This window comes from Citrobacter sp. Cy070 (assembly GCF_030332245.1).
In the GTDB taxonomy this organism is placed as follows: Bacteria; Pseudomonadota; Gammaproteobacteria; order Enterobacterales; family Enterobacteriaceae; genus Citrobacter; species Citrobacter youngae.
Genome location: NZ_JAOWIG010000073.1, coordinates 91,520 through 116,789 on the forward strand (window position 1 = coordinate 91,520; position 25,270 = coordinate 116,789).

A 25,270-nucleotide genomic window follows, 5' to 3' on the forward strand; every position below is an offset into this window, starting at 1 on the left:
CCCGCTTCTTGTACGTTATGATGCTTCTCCATTCCAGGAGAACGCTAATGAAACCACAGGTTTATCACGTCGATGCCTTTACCTCAGTACCCTTTCGCGGCAATTCAGCGGGTGTGGTGTTGCATGCTGACGGACTGAGTGACGCCCAGATGCAGCTCATTGCTCGCGAGCTGCGCCATTCGGAAACGGCTTTTCTACTGACCAGTGACGACAGCGATGTTCGCATTCGTTATTTCACGCCGACGGTCGAAGTTCCTATCTGTGGACACGCTACCGTCGCCGCACATTATGTGCGCGCCAACGTGCTGGGCCTGGGCAACAGCACCGTCTGGCAAACCTCGCTCGCCGGTCGTCATCGGATCGATATTGAAGCGAGTGACAATGACTATCACATCAGCCTTGAACAAGGCGTACCTGGATTCGAAGCTCCGCTGGAAGGTGCTGTACGTGCCGCAATAATCGATGCGCTGCACCTGAGCGAAGACGATATGTTGCCCGGATTACCCATTCAGGTTGCCACCACCGGACACTCTAAAGTGATGATTGCGCTGAAGCCTGAGGTGGACATCGACGCCCTTTCCCCTGATTTGCCTGCCCTGACCGCTATCAGCCAGCAAATTGGCTGTAACGGGTTCTTCCCTTTTCAAATTCGCAAGGACGAAAACGCCACCGATGGCCGCATGTTCTCGCCAGCTATTGGTATTGTGGAAGATCCGGTCACCGGCAACGCGAATGGTCCAATGGGCGCGTGGCTGGTACACCATAACCTGATGGCTCATGATGGCAAAACGTTGCATGTTCAGGGCCACCAGGGTCGCGCGCTCGGGCGTGACGGTATTGTTGATGTGACGGTGACTATCCGTGATAACCAGCCTGAGAAAGTAACGATTTCCGGCTCTGCTGTGATCCTGTTTCACGCCGAATGGGCGATCGATTTTTAAATCTTCAGGTAGGCCGGATAAGGCGATTACGCCGCATCCGGCATTAATTCTGATGCCCCTATTTTCCCGCCTCCGGATGTGTATCAAACGCCGCCATTACTGTCGCCAGCTCATCCAGGGTAAACCCATGCTTCGCGTCATCCACGCCCAGTCCAAACCGTTCCTGCAACAGCGTATACAGGCTGGCGACGTCAGGCAGATTAATCTGCTCTATCGCGTGACCGTCCTGATAATGGGTAAAGTGGAAATTGGTCAACGTCAGCTTGCCGCCGTCAGGTAAATGACGACACATCAGCAGATGGTGGCGGAAATGCGACTGCGGCCAGTGCGCGGACCAGAAGTTACCCATCAGATAATCGCTGTGATGTTGCACCACCAGATCGAATCGGTACATTGACTGCCAGTGATCATGATGGCGGAACTGCAATATCCAGTCTTCCCCCTCCTGAATCAACCGATAGTCGCCGTGCGGCGTTTGCTGTTCAAGATCAGCCTGCAGACGAATCGGCGCCGTTAGCGTTTGCCCGCCGAAGCCAACGTCAGCGATCCACTGTTCACCCTGTAATTCAACCAGTAACAGGCGATGCGTGCGCGGCGGCAGACTTGACGGATTAGCCAATACCACGCGTCCCAGCAAACTGCGTACGGTAAAACCGATGTCGCGTAGCGCCCGTTCAAATACACCATTTTGTTCAAAGCAATAGCCACCGCGGCGGGCAGTGACCAACTTCTCTTCCAGGGACAGATCGTCAAGCTGTATTTCACGCGGCAGCAGCACATCAAGATTTTCAAAGGGTATGGCACCGTTATGCAGTAAGTGTAGCGCTCTCAACGTTTCAATGTCGGCGTTGGGCGCATCTGACCAGCCAATACGGGCAAAATAAGCGTTTAAAAAAGGCGTCATACGGGATTCCTGTTTGTTGAATGTTGTACTTATAACGCATTTTTAATTTTACGCCGTCGCTTTTGTGCGCTGTTCACCCCGGTGAGGCGACAAAATCGCTAATCCCGTTACTATCTATGTTTATTGTGATGTCATTTTTATTCTGCCGAGGAGTCACTATGAGTCATTTTCGTCCGGTTGAATTACAACACGCCAGCCGACTGCTTAATCACGGCCCCACCATTTTGATAACCAGTCGTGACGCGAATACAGAACGGCGTAATGTGATGGCGGCCGCGTGGTCAATGCCCGTGGAATTTGATCCGCCGAGGGTGGCCATTGTTGTCGACAAGACCGCCTGGTCACGCGAACTGATCGAGCGTAGCGGGCAATTTGGTATTGTTATTCCAGGGGTTGCCGCGACCAACTGGACCTATGCCGTGGGGAGTGTTTCCGGTCGAATAGAAGATAAGTTCAACTGCTACGGTATTCCGGTGGTCAACGGTCCGGTATTGGGATTACCGCTAATAGAAGCCAAGTGTCTCGCCTGGATGGAATGCCGCCTGCTTCCTGCCACAGCGGCTCAGGACAAATATGATACCTTGTTTGGCGAAGTGGTTTCTGCCGCTGCCGATGAGCGGGTATTTGTGCAAGGACGCTGGCAGTTTGATGATGGCAAACTCAATACCTTGCACCACCTTGGCGCCGGAACGTTTGTCACCAGCGGGAAACGTATAACAGCGGCTGAATAATACGGGCGCAATAATCGCCCGTTCTCGTTCACATGCTGTAGCCGGGTTTTTTAATCAATGTGTCCATCTGCGGTGCGATTTCCGCATTCCACACGCCCTGCCACGCCTCGGGCTCAATTTCATTCAGCGCCACGCTGACCGAGCTGTCTTTGCTTTGCAAATGACGAATAATGACCTCGGTAATATCCGCCGCCAGCGCGGTTTTTTGTTCGTTGGTAAGGGCGCGAGGAAAGCATTTGATATCGACGTGCGGCATAGCAGATTCCTTATTGTTTTGGGATGCAGGTAACTTATGCGGACTCTCGTTCAACCAGGCGAAATCCGACATCAATAATATCGTCTTCACGTGGAATTTGTTCGATACGATCGGCAAGCAGCGAGGCAGCGCGTTGTCCAATGGCCCGTCGGTCGACGCTGATTGTGGTGATAGCAGGCCGGTTACTGGCGGCAAAATCAAGATCGCCAAAACCGATTACCGCTAGCTCCTGCGGCACGCGTAAACCACGGCTTTCGGCTTCCATAATCGCCCCCTGGGCTAAGGTATCTGAGCTACAGACAATGACATCGAACGCACCTTCAGCCAATAGCTGAGCTAATCCACTGCGCCCCAATGCCAGAGAGGCCGGAAGCGGGACATCTATCTGTGCGTCAGCCGCAATACCATGACGTCTCAGCGCATCGCACAGTCCTTGTTTACGCTGGCCGGCCCGGCGATCGGCTGTCCATAGCAAACCAGGACGGCGATAACCTTTTTTCAGCAAGTAGTCTGCTACCGCCTGACCGACTTTTTCGTGCGAAAACCCGACCAGCATATCAATGGGGGTTGGCGTTAAATCCCAGATCTCCACAACCGGAATGGCCGCATTAAGAATCACCTTTTTCATCCCGGCGGTGTGATGGATTGGCGTTTATATCGGACAGTTCTGCGTGACGTCAATTACCTGGTTCTTCCTGACCTGGTTTCCTACCTATCTGTATCAGGCTAAAGGAATGTCGATCCTCAAAGTGGGATTTGTCGCCAGTATCCCTGCCATTGCCGGTTTTATCGGTGGATTATTAGGCGGCGTGTTCTCCGACTGGCTACTAAAGCGCGGCTACAGCTTGACAATTGCCCGTAAGCTGCCGGTGATCTGCGGAATGCTACTTTCCTGCGTCATCGTTATCGCGAATTACACCTCGTCAGAATTTGTGGTTATCGCCGCGATGAGCCTGGCGTTTTTCGCCAAAGGCTTTGGCAATCTGGGATGGTGCGTTCTCAGCGATACCTCGCCAAAAGAAGTGCTTGGCATTGCAGGCGGCGTATTCAATATGTGCGGCAATATGGCAAGTATCATTACGCCGCTGGTGATCGGCGTCATTCTGGCGAATACCCAGTCTTTTGATTACGCCATTCTGTACGTCGGTTCGATGGGGCTGATTGGCCTGATTTCTTATCTGTTTATCGTGGGTCCATTGGATCGTATTACGCTGACCCCTTCTGTCGCGTAATTTAAACTTATGGCGATGATAGTTCGCCCGCTGTTCCGGGATTTGCACTCCTGCGGAACAGCGTTTTTTTATTCAAATAATCTTATTGCTTTTCAGGACAGTACGCAGCCGCGGGATTTGACAAACCGCGTCCGCGATGGCGCTAATATTAGGCGTATTATCCTGGAACCAGTCATGTCCAGGCCCCCAGGTGCGCATAACGGCAATATAAACGTCCAGCAACGTGAGCTGATCGCCAAACGCGTACGGTTCGGCGCTTAGCTGGTCGTTCAGCCACATATAAAGCGATTTACGGTACTCAATACAGTTCTTTTTCAACTGCGCCGGAGCATCTGGCGTCCAGCGTTCGGGATAATCAGCATAAGTAAACGTGGGATAGACATTTGCCACCAGCCATATCAGCAGGCGCTGAAATTGTTGACGTTCCACATGTCCGACAGGCGGGGCCAGATCGGGCCTGCGATCAAGAATCATCAGCGCAATAGCCGCCGTTTCCGTCATCACACTGCCATTTTCCAGCCTGAGCGTTGGAATCTGACACAGTGGATTCATTTTTTTTAGCAACTCCCGCGAAGCCCCGTCACTGTCAAAGCCGTCCACATTAATAAACGTGTAAGGGATCTCCGCCAGTGTGAGCATCACTTCACTGATGGCCGATCCCCAGCCCGGCACCCCATAGACCTTAATCATGCTGCAACCCTCAATGTTAAAACCCTAAGTGTAGAGCAGCATTCGCGTGTCTATGCAGTCATCATTATTACTCTCATAATAACAATATCCGTGCCAGAGCGAACACCAGGAGAGTAAGAGATGCGTTCCAGTATGTTTGAATATATGAACATTTTTGTACAGGTTGTTGAGCAAGGTGGATTCGCCAAAGCTGCCGATGTGCTGCACCTGCACCGCCCCGCGGTGACGAAAGCAATTCAGCATCTTGAGGACGATCTGGGGACGAAACTCCTGAACCGAACGACGCGGAAGGTTACCCTGACCGAAGAAGGTGACGCATTTTACCAACGAACCAAAGTACTGCTTGGTGACGTGGATGACATCATGGCCTCTTTCTCACCGACACGGCCTCCACGTGGAAAGCTCAGGATCAATGCTCCACTGTCGTTGGCTCACTCGATTATAGTCCCTGCGCTAAGCAACTTTCAGTCACGCTATCCGGACATTGAGATTGTACTCACCTCCACTGACCGCAAAATTGATCTGCTTGCGGAGGGGATCGACTGCATGATCCGCATTGGCGAGTTGCAGGACTCCTCGCTGATATCCCGACGACTTGGCGAGGTAAAAATGGTGACCTGTGCGTCCGCAGATTATCTGGCTATACGGGGCATCCCACAGACACCGGATGATTTGGCTCAGCATCAGGCACTCAACTTCTTTAGCGAACGTCATCGTGACGCGCTGGAGTGGTCCTTCATCAACGAAGGGAAAACGGTATCTATCATACCAGCAAGCCGAATGAGCGTAGACAACTCCGACATTCTGCTAACAGGTTGTTTATCAGGATTGGGGATCATACACGGGGTTCACGCCGTACTGGCACCCTACCTCGAGTCGGGCCAGCTCGTTGAGGTGCTGGGTGACTATGCGGGGGAAGCTAAACCCGTTTCCGTGCTCTACCCGGACAGACGTCATCTTGCCCCGCGCGTGCGGGTGTTTATTGACTGGCTGAGTGCGCTTTTTAACGAGCAAAAACCGCGCCTGCAGGGATTATTACAATCTGAGTAATAGTGAAGTTCCATAACGGCGGTTTTTCGCCCCCACCGGAACCGATACATTGTGCGGACTCAAGTCAGAACAATTTACCGAGGTCCGCTATGTCTAAAGTCGTGGTTTTCAATCAAACAGGTGGCGCTGATGTGCTGAATATTCAGGATATTCAGACCCCGGCTCCGCTTGCAAACGATGTTCAGATCCGCGTTCGCGCAATAGGTATTAACCGGGCGGAAATTATGTACCGTACCGGACAGTATATTTACCAACCCAATTTTCCTGCTCGCCTGGGCTATGAAGCCTCCGGCATTGTTGAAGCCGTCGGTGACAATGTGCACGAGTTCGCACCAGGCGATAGCGTGAGCGTCATTCCGGCATTCAGCTTTCATGAGTACGGTATGTATGGCGAAATCGTCAATGCGCCTGTTCATGCGGTCGTCAAACATCCTGAAAACCTGAGCTTTGCCGAGGCCGCCGCCAGTTGGATGATGTATGTGACGGCTTTTGGCGCGCTGGTCGAATATGCCAATATCGGGCCTGGTGATAACGTGCTGATCAATGCTGCTTCCAGCAGCGTCGGACTGGCGGCAATTCAGATTGCTAACATGCGGGGAGCAAAACCGATTGCGATGACGCGCACCAGTGAGAAACGTGCTCAGCTACTGCAACTTGGCGCGGCAGAGGTTATCGCCAGCCAGGAGCAGGATCTGGTGGTGGAGATTAACCGGATCACTGACGGCAAAGGAACCCGCGTGGTGTTCGATCCGGTCGGTGGCCCTGGCGTGGCAAAAATTGCCCAGGTGATGCCCGCCGGAGGGTTATTTTTCCAGTACGGTTCGCTGGACGGTCGCGATCTGTCGATCCCGGTGATTGAGATCCTTGGCCGTCATCTGACCTTCCGCGGCTATGAGCTTTTCGAAATCACCACTGATGCTGAAAAACTGGCACGAGCTAAACGTTTCATCTTTGAAGGATTGCAATCGGGGCAACTCAAGCCACTGATTGATAAAACCTTTGCGTTTGATGACATCGCTAAGGCCCACCAGTATATGGAGGCCAACGGTCAGGTAGGCAAAATCGTCGTTACCCTGTAATCGCTGTGCGGCACAGCCTTGTGCCGCAACATTTTTTCCGCGTATTTACAGAACTTTCGACAAAAACTGCTGCGTGCGCGTGTGGCGCGGATAATTTAGCACCTGTTCGCTGCTACCCTGCTCGACGATTTTGCCGTCAACCATAAATACCACCTGATCGGCCACCTCCCGGGCAAAACCGATTTCATGCGTCACCACCACCAGCGTGGTTCCCGACTGTGCCAGTGACTTAATCACATCCAGCACTTCGCCCACCAGTTCAGGATCGAGTGCGGACGTCGGCTCATCAAACAACATCACGCTCGGATTTAACGCCAGCGCGCGGGCAATGGCGATTCGCTGCTGCTGTCCGCCGGACAAGTGACGCGACCAGGCATCGGCTTTATTTCGCAGCCCAACCGCATCAAGCAGAGTTAATGCCCGTTCGGTAGCGGCTTTACGCGATGCCAGCCCGTGGGCTATTGGCGCTTCAATCAGGTTCTCCAGCACCGTTAAATGCGGGAACAGGTTAAAGTTCTGAAATACGTAGCCCACATTAATGCGCTGGCGCAGGATTTCTGCCTCTTTTAGTTCATACAACCGGTCTCCCTGAAGGCGATAGCCAATATAATCACCGTCAATCTGAATAAACCCCTCATCGACACGCTCCAGATGATTAATCGCCCGCAATAGCGTTGATTTACCTGAACCGGAAGGCCCAAGAATGACCGTGACCGTACCGGGTGGGATCTCCAGCGATACGTTATCCAGCGCCTTATGGCGACCAAAATATTTGCTGACGCCGGTAATGGAAATATGACCTTCAGGCGAGTGGGACATGGATAGCCTCCTGCTGTGGAACCTGGCGACGACGTTTAGCCGAGCGACTCACCCTGGCGGTGTTAATAGCGGATCGTCTTTCACTGCGTGCCAGCGCGCGTTCAACCAGATGCTGAATTAATGACAAAACGCTGGTGATCGCCAGATACCACACGGCTCCAACCATCAGCAGCGGAATCACTTCCTGGGTGCGGTTGTAGATCATCTGGATGGTGTAGAACAGTTCCGGCATCGCCAGCACGTAAACCATCGCCGTACCTTTCGCCAGGCTGATAATTTCATTGAACCCGGCGGGCAAAATGGTGCGTAACGCCTGTGGCAGGATTATGCGCAGCGTGCGGCGCCAGGCAGGTAATCCCAGCGCAGCTGCGGCTTCGTACTGACCATGATCAACCCCAAGAAACCCGCCGCGAATAATTTCTGCGGTATAAGCACTTTGCACCAGCGTCAGGCCAACAACTGCAGTGGAAAACTGTCCAAGGACATTAATAGTCTCAAAGCTGCCCCACTGGATAGCAGTGAAGGGTATGCCGATCGCCAGCGTGTCGTACAAATAGGAGAAGTTGTACAAAATGATCAACACCACAATCAACGGGAGTGAACGAAACAACCAGATGTATCCCCACGCCAGGCTGTTTAGCAGCCAGGATGATGAGAGTCTGGCCAGCGCCAGCAACCCACCAAATACCACGCTCAGTAATGTCCCAATGAGCGTCAACAACAGCGTTTGCCCAAGTCCAGACAAGATAACCGGGTCGAAGAACCAGCGGGCAAACACACCCCATTCCCAGCGCGGATTAAACGCGACAGACTGAATAATCGCCGCCAGCACAAACAGGGCAATAATCGCCCCTACGGTGCGCATCGGGTAACGTGCCGGGACGACTTTGATGGTTGCAGTCGTTTTCATCTTCTCTCCTCAGGCAATTTTGGCCTGACCTGCGATAGTCAACAGTTTGGTGAAGCGCAGCCTCCCATCAAAGGGCGGCTGGCTGTACTCTTCTGGGTTACGAGTGGTATCGAACTGTGGATCGTATCCCTGACTCAAATAAAGTCGGACGGCCTCTGGCTGGCGAAAGCCCGTGGTCAGATAGATACGGCTATATCCCGCCAGTAATGCCCGGCGCTCCAGTTCCTGCACCACGTACGCTGCCAGCCCCTGCTTACGCAGGCTGCTTTTAGTCCAGATACGCTTAATTTCAGCGGTGTCTTTGTCATAGGGTTTATAAGCCCCGGTGGCGATAATTTCGCCGTCGCGCTCCAGCACCACAAAGATCCCCTGTGGAGCCAGATACCATTCGGTTAGCTCCACTTCAGCATCACGAGAAAAATAATCACCATAGCGGGCGGCGTACTCACCAAACAGTCCGCTGAGGATCGGCTGTAGCTCAATGGCTTCGGGCGAGACAACGCGGAATTGATCGCTCACATTGACCTCCTTAGTCGCCTAAACCGGCCGGGTTAACTTCAGATTGTGGGATACGTTCTACCCCTTCCCCCCAGCGGTTCAGCACCTTGTCATAGTCGCCATTGCCGATCACACCGTTGAGAGCTGTTTGCACCGTCAGCACCAGACCGCTATCTTTTTTCAGCGTGACGGCAATATGTGCGGCTTTTGGCCAACCGCCATCAACGCTGCCCACCAGTTGCGTTTTGCCGTTGAGGGCAGCTTTCCAGGCCCCAATGACATTCGGACCAAAGTAAGCATCTGCACGACCTGACTGTAGAGCTAACGTCTGAGCAGCATCATCTTTGGTATACACCGGCGTAAACGGTTTTAATCCTTTCTTCAGATTCTCTTCGTTCCACGCCAACAGAATGGCTTCCTGGTTCGTCCCTGAGCCGACGATGATACGCAGACCGGCAATATCTTCCGCCTGCTCTATTTTCTTCAGCTTGCTGCCGGTTTTGACGTAAAAGCCAAGGGAATCTTTCCGATACGTCGCAAAATCGAATTTTTCTTTGCGTGCTTTGGTGACGGTAATATTGCTGATCGCGGCATCATATTTGCCGGAAGCTACGCCCAGCGGCCAGTCTTCCCATGACGTGGGTACGACATTCAGCTCCAGCCCCAGGCTATCGGCAACCAGGCGAGCGATATCGGCCTCACTGCCGATGAGCGTTTTATTATCATCGGCAAATACAGTCAGCGGCGGCTGGCTCAGTCCGGCGATAGCGACCGTGAATTTACCTGGTACAGCCAGATGCAGGTTGGCGGGTAACTGCGCGATCGCCTGTGGATTTTTGGCCGTGTTAATCGGTGTTTTATTAGCTTCCAGACTTACGCCGGTACCGTTGATGGTGACGTCATTTGCCCAGACTGTCGCGCTGAAAGTCAGTGACAGCGCAAGAAGTAGTGATTTTTTCTGCATAGCGTTTTTCTCTTATTGTGTGAATTGATTTGCAGGTGTTGCCAGCCCCAGACTTGCGCGCAGCGTCGTGCCGGGGTAGTCGTGGCGAAATAAACCGCGCGCCTGAAGCACGGGAATAACCTGTTCGACAAACCGTGGGAAGGTATCTGGCGTTCCCCCCTGAATGATGAAACCGTCTGCGGCTTTCTCCTCGAACCACTGCTGCAGACCATCAGCAACCTGTGCCGGCGTTCCGCTAAAACGTGGACGTGGACTGGCAGCTTCCAGCGCCACCTGACGCAGGGTTAATCCCCGTTCCCGCGCATTGCGCTTGATCTCGTCAGTGGTACTGCGAAAACTGTTTTCCCCGAGGGGGCCAAGATCCGGGAACGGTGCGTCCAGCGGGTACTGGCTAAAATCGTGATGTTCAAAATAGCGTCCCAGGTAATTCAGCGCGTCGGTGATCGACACCAGTGCAGCGGTCGCCTGGTACTGTTGCTCTACGTCAGCGTCACTGTCGCCAACAATAATGCTGACGCCCTGGAAAATATGCAGCTCATCGACATGACGTCCGACGGCTTCAAGCCGACTTTTGACATCCTGATAAAATGCTTTGGCTTCAGACAGCGATTCCTGATGGGTGAAAATAGCGTCCGCATGCTGCGCCGCTAATTTTTTCCCATCGTGTGATGCGCCTGCCTGAAAAATAATCGGACGGCCTTGCGGCGTACGCCCAATATTTAATGGCCCGACGACCTGGAAATAATCTCCATGATGGTTTAGCGTGTGCAGTTTATGAGGATTAAAAAATTCCCCGCTTGTTTTATCACGGGTAAAAGCATCGTCTTCCCAGGAATCCCACAGTCCTTTCACTACCTGTAAATATTCATCGGCAATACGATAACGCTGGGCATGCTCAGGATGCTGAGCGCGAGAATAGTTTTTAGCCGAACCTTCCAGCGGGGATGTCACCACATTCCATCCGGCCCTGCCCTGGCTAAGATGGTCCAGACTGGCAAACTGTCGCGCAGTAGTAAACGGCTCGCTATAAGAGGTTGAAACCGTGCCCACCAGACCAAGATGACGGGTGACGCTTGCCAGCGCAGATAATACCGTCAGCGGCTCAAAGCGATTTAAGAAATGTGGAATAGATTTTTCATTAATATACAGACCGTCAGCGACAAAAATAAAATCAAGTTTCCCTTTCTCCGCAATAAGCGCCGTCTCTTTGACAAAATCAAAATTAATACTGGCATCAGCACGTGCTGCCGGATGACGCCATGCTGACATATTCCCGGAGGCGCCATGCAAAATAGTGCCCAGACGTAATTGCCGATTTTCAGCCATAGTAACCCCTACCCAACAGGTAAATTAAAGGTGTGCGAATGCCGTTTTTGCTAAATGTGCAAAGTAGTGTGCGGCAGGTTCAATTAACCGTTCATCCGGATTAAATCCCGGATGATGTAATCCGTATTCACTGGCACTACCGATGCTAACAAACGCACCAGGTGTATTTTGCAAATAAACGGCAAAATCCTCCCCGCCCATATGCAGGTCGGCATGATGCGTTGTGTAACCGGATTGTCTGGCTACTTTGGTCGCAATATCGGCCCAGTGCGCGTCATTGACCAGGGCCGTGGGCCCCGCGTGCCAGATAACATCGATCTGTGCGCCAAAGGCGTGGGCAAACCCAGCGACAATATCACTGACCCGCGATTTAACCTGTTGTTGCACCTCTGCGCGATGTGTCCGAAGCGTCCCTTCCAGCTCAACGGATTCCGGTAGTACGTTCCATGTATTTCCCCCCTGAATTCGGGTGACGCTAAGCACCACCGAATCCAGCGTATTGACCTCACGGCTGGCGACACTTTGTAATACCGTCACCAGTTGACTGGCGAGGAGGATGGCATCTTTTCCCTCGTGTGGGCGTGCCGCATGCGCACCTTTTCCGGTAATACGCAGCACAAAGCGATCGACATTGGCATAGAACGCACCGCCGCGTGTGGCAAATTCGCCCACCGGCAAACCGGGCTCATTGTGCATACCGAAAATAGCCGCTACGTTTTGCAGCGCTCCGGCGCGGATCAGCGTTTTAGCTCCACCAAAATTTTCTTCTGCCGGCTGAAACAAAATGCGCACGCGTCCGGGTAGTGTGTTTTCCTCCTGCTTAAGCAGCAGTGCTGCACCAAGCATGACGCTGGTATGGACGTCATGCCCGCAGGCATGCATCACCCCCGGCGTGACAGAGCGAAACGGAACGTCGGTGCTTTCTTCTATCGGTAACGCATCGATATCCGCCCGCAGAGCGATGACATCTTCTCCCTGACCAATTTCGGCAACCACTCCGGTTTTCAAATTGAATGGCAATAAAGTGACATCTGCAGCATGCAACCAGTCACGAATACGCGCGCTTGTCGCCACTTCCTGGAGAGACAGCTCCGGGTGCTGATGTAGCTCGCGACGCCAGTCGATAAGCTGTGAGGCTAGTGACATCAGACAACCTCCATCGTGCTATGGGCTTGCGCCAGCAGGCGTAACGATGTCAGGCGCGCCTGACCTTCGGCCACCGGCGTATCGATAATGAATTCATCAATACCGTATTGCACCTGCAATGAGCGCAGTGTTGCCACCACCTCCTGGGCACTCCCGCGCAGTAACGCCTGCTCACGCCGGGCGATTGTTCGCGGTGCGCTGCCCGCCTGCGCGGCGAAAGCCAGCGCCTGCTCTTCGCTGGCGACGGTGACACGTTGCCCATCCTCCAACTCGACGCCCCAGATTTGTACATCTTCCGCCAGTTGCGCAGCCATATCACTGCTGTCAGCCACAATAACCTGTACGGCGACAATCGTTGGACGTGAACTGTTGGCCTGCCAGAAGCTCAGCACCTCATGCAGTAACGCTTTATCGCCGTTCAGGTGCGCCGCGAAAATAAAGTTCCAGTCAGACTCTGCCGCCAGGCGTGCACTTTCTACGCTCGCGCCCAGCACAAATCTTTGCGGCGGCGCAGGCGGGAGCGGTGTCGGGAATACTGTCTGCCCGCTTTCTGTCCCGGTCAGCGCCAGCCAGGCGTTCAGTTGAGCAAGCTGGTCGGCAAAACTGCCTTTTTCTTCCTGATGAAGACCCAACTGCAGTGCCTGCGTTGACAGCGGTAAGCCGCCTGGCGCTTTTCCAATCCCAAGATCGACACGTCCCGGCGCCAGTGAGGCCAGAAGATTAAAGTTTTCCGCAACTTTGTAGGGGCTATAGTGTTGTAGCATGACGCCACCGGAACCCACGCGAATGCGCTGGGTTTGTCCCAGTATCCAGGCGATCACCAGCTCCGGTGATGGGCTGGCAAGCTGTGGCGTATTATGGTGTTCCGCGATCCAGAAACGATGGTACCCCCACTCTTCTGCGCGTTGTGCCAGGCGCAGCGTACGGGTCAGTGCGGTTGAGGCAGTTTCACCTTCTCCGATGGGGCTTTTATCCAGAATACTCAGGCGGTATGACATGTTGCAGACCTATATTTGTTAACATGTCAGTATTATTAAATTATAAAATAACCATATAGAAACATTTAATTCACATTTGCTCAGCTAAAAAACAGATAACCAACCCCGCAGCGATCAGGGATAACGTTCATACCAACAGGAACCAAACTTCCGGTTTTGGACGCGGCACTCTGCAGAAAAAATGGCTTGTATTTGCATACTACAAAATATAATAGGTTTTTTATTGATACTGGAAAGACGACAACATCCTTTTTCGTTTGATTTATTTTTACGCATGCGTTCAGTAATGAATTTAATTTAAGTCAGACTAAACACCTGTCTGTGTTATGCGCTTGTATTGATTGTTTCATTTTTATGAAAGAGACATAGGTTCCACGCATTAATTTTTTTATTTTAAATACTTTCACAGAACTGATGATTAGTAGAGAATGCAGCGTTTCTTATTAAAATGGTTTAAAACAGCTTTTTAATATCCCCTGGCATTATTACGGGGATCTTTGTATGAATTATACATACCATCATGGGGCCTTTATGAAAAGTAACATGCCCGTTACACAAATTGAGCACACACTTAACGGTAAAGCGACGCTGCTATCGACGACAGATAAAGAGAGTCATATTACCTATGCAAACTCCGCGTTTATCGATGCCAGTGGTTTTAACGAAAGTCAATTAATGGGTGAACCACATAATATTATTCGCCATCCGGATATGCCGCCAGCCGCGTTTGCTGACATGTGGTACACGTTGCAGCAAGGTGACAGCTGGACGGGAATGGTGAAAAACCGGCGTCAAAACGGTGACCACTACTGGGTACGTGCCAACGTCACGCCCGTTTGGCACAATGAAAAGTTAACGGGTTACATCTCAGTGCGTACTGTTCCTTCGCGAAACGAAATATCTCAGAGTGAGCAGTTGTATGAAAAAATAAATAATCAACAACTTAGCGGGTTCCGTCTTTTTAAGGGTATTATCATTCGCCGTGGCATATTGGCATGGACTTCAATGTTTAAATGGTTGAGCATTAGTCAACGCGTCAATTATGCTTTGGGAGTCGTTGCCCTGCTCTCTTTGTTATTAATCTTCGCTCCCGTAAATCACTTTATTCAATCCGGCGGTTTACTGGCGTTATTTCTGTTATTTGCCATTTACCTTAAGTGCCAAATTTGTCAGCCAGTTAATACACTATTGACTCAAATGAAGAAAGTCGTATCCGGACGAAAACCCGATAACTGCCATTTAAATCGCGTAGATGAAATCGGCATGTTAATGCGACTGGTTAATCAATCCGGACTTAATCTAAATTCACTGGTTGATGACGTTAGTACGCAAATATCCGGAATTCAGGCCATCAGCCAACGCGTTTCTAAAGAAGGTATCGCGCTGCATACGCGTTCTGAAGAAACATCCGCAGACCTTCAGCAAACCGCTGCCGCCATTGAAGAAATTGGTAGTGCAGTGCAGCAAACTGCAGAAACGGCGGCACATACCATGACGATGGCCGACCAAACCAGCACCAATGCCGCTGAAGGCGGCGATATTATGAAACAAACTATCGCCATGATGCAGGCGATCTCTCGTGATAATGGTCAGATTGTCGATATCATTGGCGTAATTGATAGCATTGCCTTCCAGACTAATATTCTGGCGCTCAACGCGGCCGTTGAGGCGGCGCGTGCCGGAGAATCCGGGCGCGGTTTTGCCGTCGTGGCCGCGGAGGTGCGCAATCTTGCGCAACACTCTGCATCAGCGGCAAAAGAGATTAAACAGCTTATCGAGAAGAACGTCGCTAACGTCAATACCGGCGTAAAAATGGTTGAACAAACAGAAACGCATCTCACCGGAATGATCAGCGATGTGTTACAGATGTCGATGATGATTAAAGACATTAGTCTGGCAACGCGGGAGCAAACCCAGGCGTTGGATCTGATTAATGATTCCATTTCGCGTGTTGGTACCATGACGCACAATAATGCCGAGATGGTGGAGCGTGTCACTGACGCAACTACCGATTTAACGCAGCGCTCATCGCGATTGCAGCAGGCCGTGCAGGTCTTTGGCGTGTCGGTATAAGGCAAACAGCGCTCATTCTGCTGACGATCAGGATGAGCGCATTCCTTCGCATTTTCCCACCGCCTCTGTTTTTACTGAATCGAGTCCACATCCCGTCGATTCAGGCCACAGAAAAACCCCACTTCCCCGTGTCCAGGCTTTGCGTCACTTCTCAATTGAATGTAGGATGCTCGGCCGACAGTTTCCCGCGGTAACACAATGAAGGGTAACGCTGTTTTCGCCGCAACTGCTGCGGCAAAAAGGATTTTGTAAATTAGTCAGGTTAACAGGAAACGTAATGAACACACACAACACGCAAGCCGCGGAACAACACGCGGCGAAACGACGCTGGTTGAATGCTCACGAAGAGGGGTATCACAAAGCGATGGGTAACCGGCAGGTACAAATGATCGCCATTGGCGGTGCTATTGGTACCGGGTTATTTTTAGGGGCTGGCGCACGTTTGCAAATGGCCGGCCCCGCTTTAGCACTGGTCTATCTGGTCTGCGGTATTTTTTCATTCTTCATTCTGCGTGCACTCGGTGAACTGGTTTTACACCGCCCTTCCAGCGGCAGCTTTGTCTCTTATGCCCGCGAATTTTTAGGTGAGAAAGCGGCCTATGTGGCTGGCTGGATGTACTTCATCAACTGGGCGATGACCGGAATCGTGGATATCACGGCCGTGGCCTTGTATATGCACTACTGGGGCGCATTTGGTGACGTACCGCAATGGGTGTTTGCCCTCGGCGCATTGGCCATTGTCGGCACCATGAACATGATCGGCGTAAAGTGGTTTGCGGAGATGGAGTTCTGGTTTGCACTGGTCAAAGTGCTGGCTATCGTTATCTTCCTGGTCGTCGGGACTGTCTTTTTAGGCACGGGAAAACCGCTCGATGGTAACGCCACGGGTTTTCATCTGATCACCGACAACGGTGGTTTTTTCCCGCATGGCCTGCTGCCAGCGCTGGTACTGGTACAGGGCGTCGTCTTTGCATTTGCTTCCATTGAACTGGTAGGCACTGCGGCGGGTGAGTGCAAAGATCCGCAAACGATGGTGCCAAAAGCGATTAACAGCGTTATCTGGCGAATTGGCCTGTTCTATGTGGGTTCAGTGGTGTTACTGGTCATGCTGCTGCCGTGGAATGCCTATCAGGCAGGTCAAAGCCCGTTTGTTACCTTCTTTTCCAAACTCGGCGTTCCCTATATTGGCAGTATTATGAATATCGTGGTGCTTACCGCTGCGCTTTCCAGCCTCAACTCGGGTTTGTATTGCACTGGTCGTATTTTGCGCTCAATGTCGATGGGCGGTTCCGCGCCCAAATTTATGGCCAAAATGAGCCGTCAACACGTACCTTATGCTGGCATACTTGCCACGCTTGTCGTGTACGTCGTCGGGGTTTTCCTCAACTATCTGGTGCCTTCGCAGGTATTCGAGATCGTGCTTAACTTTGCCTCGCTGGGCATCATTGCATCGTGGGCATTCATTATGGTGTGCCAGATGCGTCTGCGTCGGGCCATTAAAGATGGTAAAGCGGCAGACGTTCACTTCAAACTGCCAGGTGCGCCGTTTACGTCCTGGTTAACACTGTTGTTTTTACTGGCTGTGCTGGTGCTGATGGCATTTGACTATCCGAACGGGACTTACACTATCGCCTCATTACCGCTGATTGCCATTCTGCTGGTCGTTGGCTGGTTTGGTGTACGTAAACGCGTCGCGGAAATCCACCGTACCGCGCCATAACGCTTTAAGGTAGGTCAGATTTCTGGCCTACCCGTTTGAGCGACTTAGTTTGCTTCAATTAGCTGAGCAACATCATTGCTGTTAATTTCCCGCGCATTCCCGTCCTGATCGGTATAGCTGGTCATTCCCGTATCTTTATCCAGTTTTGGTTTGCCCCGGGTGGTAATCGTTTGTCCGCTTTTCGTCGTCATGACGTAATCGGTGGTGCACCCTGCCAGCGTAAACAGCATTACGCCCGCACAAAGACAGATTAATGGCTTTTTCATGGTATTCCCGTGTTATTCAGTTAGCCGTTGAGGGCGTAGTGTAAGTCTCTGAAGTTTGTCAGGCTACCGATGGGGTGTAACGAGGCGTATCGTGGAGTATAGAGAAATGACAGGAGGGGTTGCCCCCTCCGAATAATTACAGGGCGATACGAATAACATCGTCCGGTTGAGTCGCTTCCTGCTCGCGTGTGGATTTCTGTTTCACGCTAACGTACAGGGTTTTACCATCGGCGGAGAGCGCCAGGCTGTTTGGGAACGTCGGGGTATCGAAGGTTTTAACCACTTTATAGCTTTTCGCGTCGATCACGCTGACTTTACCGGCCTGACGGTGGGTCACGTAAGCTTCGTTACGCACCGGGTTGAACAGTACGGCCAGGGATTCCGGCGCGGCAACTTTTGCCAGCACGTTGCCGTTACGGGTATCGATAACCAGCACTTCCGCTGCTTTAGAGTCAGTGACAAACGCACGATGACCTGCCGTATCCAGGCTCAGGTTAATGAAGAAGTGCTCTTTGCCATCGTCCAGCAGTTTTTTGCGGCTGAGAATTTTGTTGGAGGCGGTATCGATGGTAATGAATTCGCCATCGGCATTGGCGGTATACAGGCGTTTAGCCTTGCTGTCGACGGCCAGTGCAGTGCTCATTTTACCGGTATTTTGAATCGTGTCCTGAAGTTTGACAGTCTCACCGTCCACGACCCAAATCACGCTCTCCTTACCTATTCCGCTGATGTATACCTTGTTGGTGGCGTCATCGGCGACCAGTTCACGAGGCTGCAGCGGACGGACATCTTCAGAACGTTTACGCGCATCCAGTACCAGACGTCCTTTCACCTCACCGGTTTTCGCATCAATCGCCGTCACCGCGCTATTCACGGTATTACCAAACCACAGCGTTTGCGTCGCGTTATTGATGGTCGCGCCAAACGGTTTGAGATCGTTATGAATAACCTGAGTCACTTCAAGCGTCACCGGATCAAGACGGTAAACTATCCCACCTTTATCCAGCTTACGACTCTGCGAGGTGGCCAGCCACAGTGCGTTTTCCTGCTGGCTGTACGCCATTTCGTAGGCGCCTTTACCTACGCCTTTGCGCAGCAGTTCTTCCGCAGCCTGCGTGCTAAATGATGATGCAACCAGCAGTGAACCTAACAGTAAAGAACCACGCAGGCGCGGTGAAAACAGATGACGTAAAGACATGACGACTCCCTTTGATAAATTCAGTTGTTACTGCTTCACATAGCTTCAATGAGCAAAATCATGGTTTTGCCTTTTTAAGAATGAGAATAGTAATCATTATTTATCGCAAAGTGGAGTGTTTATTCACATTCGGTGAAAACCTGCTTATTTTCTCCATGAATACTCGCTTGCGGCGAAATCAATATTCAGACAGATTGGCTCTACAACGCTTGCCGGATGGCGGCGTTGACGCCATCCGGCTGTTACCGTCTTTAACCCCTCCGTATCACTCTTCAGCAAGCCGAATTACGACCTTGCCAAAGTTTTTACCGGTCAGCAGACCGATAAAGGTCTCCGGTGCATTTTCCAGCCCCTCAGTGACCTGCTCGCGATAGTGGATCTTGCCTTCCTGGACCCAGCGCCCCATTTCTCGCTGAAATTCATGAATGCGGTGACCATAATCCTGACCAATGATAAAGCCCTGCAAGCGAATACGTTTTTTCAGTAACGTGGCCATAAGCAACGGTAAACGGTCTGGGCCCGTCGGCAGTGATGTGGCGTTATAACCACTCACCAGACCACACAGCGGAATACGCGCGGAGGTGTTGAGTAACGGCAAAACGGCATCAAAAACTTTACCGCCGACGTTTTCATAATAGATATCGATACCCTGCGGACAGGCTTGTGCCAGTTGGAGTGCGAAATCGGGGGCATGATGATCGAGGCAAATATCAAAGCCCAACACGTCAGTAGCATGGCGACATTTCTCTGCCCCACCAGCTACCCCAACGACCCGACAGCCCTTCAGTTTACCGATCTGGCCCACGGTTGCGCCAACAGGTCCGGTTGCCGCAGCAACAACCAGTGTCTCACCGGCTTTGGGCTGGCCAATATCCAGCAGCCCCATATATGCCGTAAAGCCCGGCATACCCAGCAGACCAAGCGCCCAGGAAGGATGCTCAGGATGATCGCCTAACTTTACCAAATCAGAACCCTTTGAGATGGCGAAGTCCTGCCAGCCGCTATAGCTCAACACCCATTCACCGGGTTTAAAATCCGAATGATTCGATGCCTCGACCCGACTGACCGTGCCGCCCACCATCACTGCGCCAATCTCAACCGGGGGCGAATAAGACGGTTCGTCACTCATACGCCCACGCATATAGGGATCGAGTGAGAGGTAGACGTTACGCAGTAACACCTCTCCGTCACCGGGGGGGGTGATGGCCTCTTCTTCCAGACGGAAGTTACCGGGCACCGGTGCGCCATGCGGGCGTGACGCCAGAACCCAGCGACGATTGCGTTGCATTTGTTGACCCATTGATGTTCTCCTCAGCTTTTGGCATGAATCCATCAATAGTAGACGCGCTATCTCTGTGATGCTTTCACATTAATTGCCAGCGTGGTTTAACCGCACAACCAGATAAACGCAGGACTGCGCGGTTTCATTGATAAACCGACAGTCATTTGGCGGCCCCAGCTCCAGGCAGTCCCCTGCCTTCATTTCATGGCGTGTATCACCTTCAACAAACACCAATTCGCCCTGCTGCAACCAGAGAAGCTGTCGGGCCTGCACGTAGGAAGAGGCGGGCATCGGGATATCACTGCCGGCCGGTAATTCGATTTGCACCAGATCGATAGGCAGATCGCTGCGCGGAGATACGTGGCGGCGCAAATAATGGCTTTGCGGATCGTGCCAGACCGGCTGGTCGGCGAAACGCAGCAGTTTACCCTCCTGCATTTCGGCTCGGGCAATCAGCGTCGACATGCTGATACCAAACGCACCGGAAAGCCGTCCCAGTAGCGTCGCCGTTGGACTGCTCTCTCCACGTTCTATTTTATGGATCATCGCCCGCGAGACCCCTGCTCGTTCGGCAAGTTCCGTCAGCGACCAGCCGCGAGATTCCCGCTCAATGCGAATTCTTGCACTGATCCTTTGATTTATGCTGTCTTCAATAGTATTCATATTGTAATACTATAGTGAACAACCCCTGAGGTTCAACATGTCAATTCGATTTGCCAGCAAAGACGACTGCGCCGCCATCGCAGAAATCTACAATCACGCCGTACTGCATACGGCCGCTATCTGGAACGATCAAACGGTCGATGCCGAAAACCGCATCTCCTGGTATGAGGCTCGCCAACTGATGGGGTATCCGGTACTGGTAAGTGAAGAGAATGGCGTCGTCACGGGGTACGCCTCTTTTGGCGACTGGCGCAACTTTGACGGTTTCCGTCATACCGTCGAACATTCAGTGTACGTGCACCCGGAACATCAGGGAAAAGGACTGGGGCGCAGGCTGCTCAGCAGACTCATTGAAGAAGCGCGCGCGTGTGGCAAGCATGTCATGGTGGCAGGAATTGAGTCGCACAATCAGGCATCGCTCCACCTGCATAGCACGCTGGGTTTCAATATTACCGCGCAGATGCCCCAGGTCGGGACTAAATTTGGTCGTTGGCTGGATCTGACTTTTATGCAGCTACAGTTAGACGACCGCTGCGAACCGGATGCGCGTGGATGAACCAGACGCTGACCCTCTCCTTTCTGATTGCCGCAGGTATTGGTCTGGTGGTGCAAAACACTTTGATGGTACGCATTACCCAGACGTCCTCGACAATCCTTATTGCTATGTTGCTTAACTCACTGGTCGGGATCGTCTTGTTTGTCAGCATACTGTGGTTTAAACAAGGTGCGGCGGGATTTGGCGAACTGGTTTCCAGCGTGCGCTGGTGGACATTAATCCCGGGTTTACTGGGATCGTTCTTTGTTTTTGCCAGTATCAGCGGATACCAAAACGTAGGCGCTGCCACCACCATCGCGGTGCTGGTCGCCAGCCAGCTTATTGGCGGTCTGGTGCTGGATATTCTGCGTAGCCAGGGTGTACCGCTTCGCGCGCTGGTGGGTCCGGTATGCGGTGCGATATTGCTGGTTGTGGGTGCCTGGCTGGTGGCAAGACGTTCGTTTTAATTGCCTGATGGCGCTTCGCTTATCAGGCCTACAGAACGCCGGATAAGGTGTGAACACCGCTATCCGGCAAGGAAATATCAAAGAATAGAGCCGCCTTTGGTCAACTGCTCACGACGCGCTTCCATATCTTCTTTATGCTGGCGCCCATGATGTGCAATTGCCGTACGCAAACGTTGTTGCTGGGTATAACGATCTTCCCGGCTCAACGCAACATCATCGCTCAACTCAATCAGCAATTCATTCATATGCGTAATGACGCTCTCTTCAATGGCGGCATCAACACGTGCGCTGACCTCATCCAGATGCGACATACTCCCTCCTTAACTCATTAATTTAATTTCGCCTTTGAAAAATCACTGCCCATCAGGCTAACGCTGTATCCGCTGACGTTGCTGCGTGTGGCATAGAAGGTTTTGCCATTCGCCAGCGCAATCCACGGGGCCTGCTGATAGAAAATTTCCTGCGACTGCTGGTAAAGTGCGGCGCGCTCTTGCGGTTTGCTCACCAGTTTCGCCTTTTGAACCAGCGAATTATACTCTTTATCACACCAGCGCGCGGCGTTTGATCCGGTTTTAATGCTGTCACAACCCAGCAGAACATCGGCAAAGTTATCCGGGTCACCGTTATCTGACATCCAGCCAAACAACGCAGTATCGTGCTCGCCTTTACGCATCCCGGAGAGATATTCCCCCCATTCCCAGGAGACGATTTTCGCCTTCACACCAACTTTTGCCCAGTCGCTTTGAATCATCTCAGCAATACGACGAGAGTTCGGGTTATAGGGGCGCTGCACCGGTATAGACCACAGTGTCGCTTCAAAACCGTTTTCCAGCCCCGCTTTCTTCAGCAGCTCTTTCGCTTTCTGCGGGTCGTAAGCGTAATCTTTCAGGTCTTTATTGAAGCCCATCATATTCGGCGGGATTGGCGATTTCGCCACCGTTCCGGAACCTAAAAAGACCGCGTTAATAATGGCTTTTTTATCTGTCGCATAGTTCAGCGCCTGGCGCACAAGTACGTTATCAAACGGTTTTTTCTCCGTATTAAACGCCAGATAACCGACGTTCAGCGCTTCAACCGAATGCAGCGTCAGATCTTTGTTCTTTTTGATTTCATCAAACTGCACCGGTGCTGGCGCGGGAATAATCTGGCATTCGTTGGTTTGCAGTTTCGCCAGTCGCGTCTGTACGTTTGGTGTGATGGAGAAAATCAGATGTTTCGTTGGAACTTCACCATCCCAGTAGTTCGGGTTGGCCAGATAGCGGATTTGTGAATCCTGCTTGTACTGTTGCAAGACATAAGGCCCGGTACCAATCGGCCAGTTATCGACGTTTTCCGGCGTGCCTTTTTTCAGCATCTCGTCGGCATATTCAGCCGAAAGAATAGAGGCGAAATCCATCCCCCAGTCAGCAAGAAATGCAGCGTTGGGTTCGTTCAGAACAAACTGAACGTGATAATCATCAACCTTCTTAACCTCCTTGATCAGTTTGTCCAGGCCAACATCGTTGAAATATTCATAGCTACCCTGTGAAACCTTATGGTACGGATGATCGGCATCTTTCTGGCGTAATACTGAGAAAACGACGTCATCAGCATTGAAATCACGGGTAGGTTTAAAGAACTTATTACTATTGAACTTCACGCCCTGACGCAGGGTAAATGTGTAGGTCTTGCCGTCGGGGGAAATTGTCCACTCCGTTGCCAGAGACGGGACCGGAGTATTTTTGACCGGATCGAAGTTGATCAATCGGTTGTACAACACCTGTGAACTGGCGACAAACGACGGACCTGAACTGGCTATTTGGGGGTTAAATGATTCCGGGGATGCTTCAGAACAGTAAACGATGGTATCAGTACTGGCGGCATATGCAGCGCCTGTTGGTAAGACGGCGCTGAGTGCCAGCGCGAGCAGCGTTTTCCTTGCAATCATGGTTATAAGCCTTCTTCTTTTATTATTTACTCGTCTATCAGAGCATAGCTGGCAAATACGCACTAATAACAAATCTCTATCAGGTTATTCTAATCTGGCAGGTTTCGCTGATTAATTCATCATCGCAGGTGGAATAATTTACCTTAAGTCTTTTTCAAAACGTCAAGATTTTTCCCAATACTCTATGCCATGAAAATTCGCCCCTTTTTGCCTCTCTTCCAACGTTTGCTTACTTTTATTCCCCGTAAAGTAGATGTGTGAAGAAGTCTAAGGGGCAATTACGTGGCAAAAACTCTCTTGCGCAGCGGCAATTTGGATGACTATCAGGCCGTGGGTGGCGGTGGTCAGGCCGTGTTTGATTCAGCACTACAAATTCGTGAAACGCTTCGTCTGCGTAAACAACAGGCGATGGCGGACTGTCTGGCAATACCACAAGTTAACGACAGTGGCGATCGGGTGGACTGGTATTCCCCGGTTGAAGGAAAGGCTGTCGCGTGGAAAGCCGCTGATGAAGATGCGCGTTTTCGGGCTCTGCGCTATCTGTCCAGTACGCTGGAGAATGCCGCGGCACTGAGCCGGAAAAGCCTGCAATCGGGTAAAACTTCTCTGCAACTGTTTGGTTCACTTCTCGACAAAGCCATCCAGTTTCCAGGTGAGAACCACGTGTTCCTGGTTGATGGCAAGCCCGTCATTACGTTCTGGGGCTTCGTCAATCTGAATGAAAACACCCGTGACGATGTACTCGATTGCCTGCGTCATACCGACGTTCCCCCGGTTGTATTGGCACCTGAACCGGAGCCGGAAGTCGAAGAAATCCCGGCGGAAATCACTTTCGCCGAGGCCGATACCCCGCTGCTGACAACAGCTATTGAGCTACCGAAACCCGCTGAACCCGAACCACAACCCCCTGTCATTGTAAGTGAGCCAGAGATTGCGCCGCCGCCAGTACAGCGTAAGCCTACGCGACGCCTGCCGCTGTGGAGCCTGCCCGTTGCTGCTGCAGTGATTGCCGCCATTGCAGGGCCGCTATTGTGGAAACAACACACGGAATCTCCCGCACCTGCGGTTGCCTCCATTGACGTTGCAAAGGTAGACAGTAATCCGCTGCCTGAACTAACACCTTCGCTGCCGCTGCATCGGGCTGACGTTATTCCACCAGTGAAAAAAGAGAAGCCCGTAGAAGGACCGGTGGTGATAGCCGCCATCCCGAAAGATGCGCTGGTAATGGATGCCAACCAGATGAAGGCAGGTACAACACGTTTTCTTAATGGCAACTGGCGTGTGCTGGTCGATATAAAAGATCCGGTCAGCGGTAAAGCCCCATCGCTGCGCTATCAGATCCAGGCCAATAAGGGCACTGCGCGCGTCGTGCATGGCGACAATATCGTTTGCCGCGCCGAAATTTTCTCTGGTCTGCATCAATCGGGCGAATTAATGATTAAGAGTCGCGGGAATGCCCGTTGCACGGACGGTTCGCGTTACCCAATGCCTGAAATCACCTGCAAAGCAGGAACAAACGACGTCGCAGCTTGTACCGCACGTTATGACGAACACGCGGAAATCCCTTTGACGATCAAAAAGATAGGTGCCTGATT

General features: G+C 51.9%; 25 protein-coding genes and 2 pseudogenes. 10 read left to right on the top strand and 17 right to left on the bottom strand.

Annotation, left to right across the window (positions count from 1 at the left end; translation table 11 throughout):
* Window positions 1-47 precede the first annotated feature (47 nt).
* Entirely contained in the window at window positions 48-941 is an 894-nt protein-coding gene (locus OGY19_RS14035) for a PhzF family isomerase (protein ID WP_115602035.1), read from the top strand.
* A 58-nt stretch (window positions 942-999) separates the two neighbouring features.
* Here OGY19_RS14035 and nhoA read toward each other — a convergent pair whose 3' ends face one another.
* Complete coding sequence (gene nhoA / locus OGY19_RS14040) at window positions 1,000-1,845, bottom strand: N-hydroxyarylamine O-acetyltransferase (protein WP_115602034.1); 846 nt, start codon at window positions 1,843-1,845, stop codon at window positions 1,000-1,002.
* A 158-nt stretch (window positions 1,846-2,003) separates the two neighbouring features.
* Here nhoA and OGY19_RS14045 point away from each other — a divergent pair, with 158 nt between their 5' ends.
* Entirely contained in the window at window positions 2,004-2,576 is a 573-nt protein-coding gene (locus tag OGY19_RS14045) for a flavin reductase family protein (RefSeq protein WP_005126787.1), read from the top strand.
* A 28-nt stretch (window positions 2,577-2,604) separates the two neighbouring features.
* On the opposite strand, the gene pptA is transcribed toward OGY19_RS14045, so the two are convergent.
* Both pptA and OGY19_RS14055 read right to left on the bottom strand, forming a co-directional pair.
* Complete coding sequence (gene pptA, locus OGY19_RS14050; protein WP_061067919.1) at window positions 2,605-2,832, bottom strand: tautomerase PptA; 228 nt, start codon at window positions 2,830-2,832, stop codon at window positions 2,605-2,607.
* 34 nt (window positions 2,833-2,866) lie between these two features.
* Window positions 2,867-3,484 (bottom strand): annotated as a pseudogene (locus tag OGY19_RS14055) (substrate-binding domain-containing protein); the annotation flags it as partial.
* Between OGY19_RS14055 and OGY19_RS14060 the strand changes: the two are divergent.
* Window positions 3,477-4,064 (top strand): annotated as a pseudogene (locus tag OGY19_RS14060) (MFS transporter); the annotation flags it as partial. The pseudogenes OGY19_RS14055 and OGY19_RS14060 overlap by 8 nt on opposite strands.
* 72 nt (window positions 4,065-4,136) lie before the next feature.
* On the opposite strand, the gene OGY19_RS14065 reads toward OGY19_RS14060, so the two are convergent.
* Window positions 4,137-4,754 (bottom strand): glutathione S-transferase family protein, encoded by a 618-nt coding sequence (locus tag OGY19_RS14065; protein WP_115602033.1) that lies wholly within the window; start codon window positions 4,752-4,754, stop codon window positions 4,137-4,139.
* Between the two features lie 120 nt (window positions 4,755-4,874).
* Here OGY19_RS14065 and OGY19_RS14070 point away from each other — a divergent pair, with 120 nt between their 5' ends.
* Window positions 4,875-5,804 carry a LysR family transcriptional regulator gene (locus tag OGY19_RS14070; RefSeq protein ID WP_286596660.1) on the top strand — a complete coding sequence of 310 codons (930 nt, stop codon included), beginning with the start codon at window positions 4,875-4,877 and terminating at the stop codon, window positions 5,802-5,804.
* A gap of 89 nt (window positions 5,805-5,893) precedes the next feature.
* Window positions 5,894-6,883: a zinc-dependent alcohol dehydrogenase family protein gene (locus tag OGY19_RS14075; protein ID WP_115602031.1), complete on the top strand. Its 990-nt coding sequence runs from the start codon at window positions 5,894-5,896 to the stop codon at window positions 6,881-6,883.
* 45 nt (window positions 6,884-6,928) lie between these two features.
* On the opposite strand, the gene OGY19_RS14080 is transcribed toward OGY19_RS14075, so the two are convergent.
* The 7 genes from OGY19_RS14080 to OGY19_RS14105 are packed head-to-tail and all read right to left on the bottom strand — an operon-like array spanning window position 6,929 to window position 13,544.
* The gene (locus OGY19_RS14080) at window positions 6,929-7,702 is read right to left on the bottom strand and encodes an amino acid ABC transporter ATP-binding protein (protein ID WP_115602030.1); all 774 of its coding nucleotides are present in this window, start codon (window positions 7,700-7,702) and stop codon (window positions 6,929-6,931) included.
* Window positions 7,686-8,612 carry an amino acid ABC transporter permease gene (locus OGY19_RS14085; RefSeq protein ID WP_115602029.1) on the bottom strand — a complete coding sequence of 309 codons (927 nt, stop codon included), beginning with the start codon at window positions 8,610-8,612 and terminating at the stop codon, window positions 7,686-7,688. Before OGY19_RS14085 ends, OGY19_RS14080 begins: the two co-directional genes overlap by 17 nt.
* Window positions 8,613-8,621: 9 nt before the next feature.
* On the bottom strand, window positions 8,622-9,131 hold the full coding sequence (locus OGY19_RS14090) for a GNAT family N-acetyltransferase (protein ID WP_061067926.1): 510 nt from the start codon (window positions 9,129-9,131) through the stop codon (window positions 8,622-8,624).
* Window positions 9,132-9,141: 10 nt separating this feature from the next.
* On the bottom strand, window positions 9,142-10,074 hold the full coding sequence (locus OGY19_RS24590; RefSeq protein WP_502873221.1) for an ABC transporter substrate-binding protein: 933 nt from the start codon (window positions 10,072-10,074) through the stop codon (window positions 9,142-9,144).
* 12 nt (window positions 10,075-10,086) lie between these two features.
* Window positions 10,087-11,400 (bottom strand): LLM class flavin-dependent oxidoreductase, encoded by a 1,314-nt coding sequence (locus OGY19_RS24595; RefSeq protein WP_115602028.1) that lies wholly within the window; start codon window positions 11,398-11,400, stop codon window positions 10,087-10,089.
* A gap of 24 nt (window positions 11,401-11,424) precedes the next feature.
* On the bottom strand, window positions 11,425-12,546 hold the full coding sequence (locus tag OGY19_RS14100; protein ID WP_115602027.1) for an amidohydrolase: 1,122 nt from the start codon (window positions 12,544-12,546) through the stop codon (window positions 11,425-11,427).
* Complete coding sequence (locus OGY19_RS14105; protein ID WP_115602026.1) at window positions 12,546-13,544, bottom strand: MsnO8 family LLM class oxidoreductase; 999 nt, start codon at window positions 13,542-13,544, stop codon at window positions 12,546-12,548. Before OGY19_RS14105 ends, OGY19_RS14100 begins: the two co-directional genes overlap by 1 nt.
* Window positions 13,545-14,075: 531 nt before the next feature.
* On the opposite strand from OGY19_RS14105, the gene OGY19_RS14110 reads away from it, so the two are divergent.
* Window positions 14,076-15,617 (top strand): methyl-accepting chemotaxis protein, encoded by a 1,542-nt coding sequence (locus tag OGY19_RS14110; protein WP_115602025.1) that lies wholly within the window; start codon window positions 14,076-14,078, stop codon window positions 15,615-15,617.
* 277 nt (window positions 15,618-15,894) lie between these two features.
* Entirely contained in the window at window positions 15,895-17,337 is a 1,443-nt protein-coding gene (ansP, locus tag OGY19_RS14115) for an L-asparagine permease (protein ID WP_048211617.1), read from the top strand.
* 44 nt (window positions 17,338-17,381) lie between these two features.
* Here ansP and OGY19_RS14120 read toward each other — a convergent pair whose 3' ends face one another.
* From OGY19_RS14120 to OGY19_RS14135, 4 genes are all read right to left on the bottom strand, one after another.
* On the bottom strand, window positions 17,382-17,603 hold the full coding sequence (locus OGY19_RS14120) for a YgdI/YgdR family lipoprotein (RefSeq protein ID WP_101742167.1): 222 nt from the start codon (window positions 17,601-17,603) through the stop codon (window positions 17,382-17,384).
* A gap of 136 nt (window positions 17,604-17,739) precedes the next feature.
* Window positions 17,740-18,801: a 7-bladed beta-propeller protein YncE gene (yncE, locus tag OGY19_RS14125; RefSeq protein WP_048211616.1), complete on the bottom strand. Its 1,062-nt coding sequence runs from the start codon at window positions 18,799-18,801 to the stop codon at window positions 17,740-17,742.
* A 265-nt stretch (window positions 18,802-19,066) separates the two neighbouring features.
* The gene (gene curA / locus OGY19_RS14130) at window positions 19,067-20,101 is read right to left on the bottom strand and encodes an NADPH-dependent curcumin/dihydrocurcumin reductase (protein ID WP_101742165.1); all 1,035 of its coding nucleotides are present in this window, start codon (window positions 20,099-20,101) and stop codon (window positions 19,067-19,069) included.
* A gap of 69 nt (window positions 20,102-20,170) precedes the next feature.
* The gene (locus tag OGY19_RS14135) at window positions 20,171-20,746 is read right to left on the bottom strand and encodes a helix-turn-helix domain-containing protein (RefSeq protein WP_048211614.1); all 576 of its coding nucleotides are present in this window, start codon (window positions 20,744-20,746) and stop codon (window positions 20,171-20,173) included.
* Window positions 20,747-20,783: 37 nt separating this feature from the next.
* Between OGY19_RS14135 and OGY19_RS14140 the strand changes: the two genes are divergently transcribed.
* Window positions 20,784-21,302: a GNAT family N-acetyltransferase gene (locus OGY19_RS14140; RefSeq protein WP_115602023.1), complete on the top strand. Its 519-nt coding sequence runs from the start codon at window positions 20,784-20,786 to the stop codon at window positions 21,300-21,302.
* Window positions 21,299-21,748 (top strand): DMT family transporter, encoded by a 450-nt coding sequence (locus tag OGY19_RS14145; protein WP_048211612.1) that lies wholly within the window; start codon window positions 21,299-21,301, stop codon window positions 21,746-21,748. The genes OGY19_RS14140 and OGY19_RS14145 overlap by 4 nt, the downstream gene beginning before the upstream one ends.
* Window positions 21,749-21,825: 77 nt before the next feature.
* Here the strand turns inward: OGY19_RS14145 and OGY19_RS14150 are convergent, their stop codons facing one another.
* Both OGY19_RS14150 and OGY19_RS14155 read right to left on the bottom strand, forming a co-directional pair.
* Window positions 21,826-22,059, bottom strand: a complete 234-nt coding sequence (locus OGY19_RS14150; RefSeq protein ID WP_048211611.1) for a YdcY family protein — start codon at window positions 22,057-22,059, stop codon at window positions 21,826-21,828.
* Between the two features lie 17 nt (window positions 22,060-22,076).
* Entirely contained in the window at window positions 22,077-23,675 is a 1,599-nt protein-coding gene (locus OGY19_RS14155; RefSeq protein ID WP_286596668.1) for an ABC transporter substrate-binding protein, read from the bottom strand.
* A 282-nt stretch (window positions 23,676-23,957) separates the two neighbouring features.
* Between OGY19_RS14155 and OGY19_RS14160 the strand changes: the two genes are divergently transcribed.
* Window positions 23,958-25,268: an SrfA family protein gene (locus OGY19_RS14160; protein ID WP_115602021.1), complete on the top strand. Its 1,311-nt coding sequence runs from the start codon at window positions 23,958-23,960 to the stop codon at window positions 25,266-25,268.
* The last annotated feature ends 2 nt before the right edge of the window (window positions 25,269-25,270 follow it).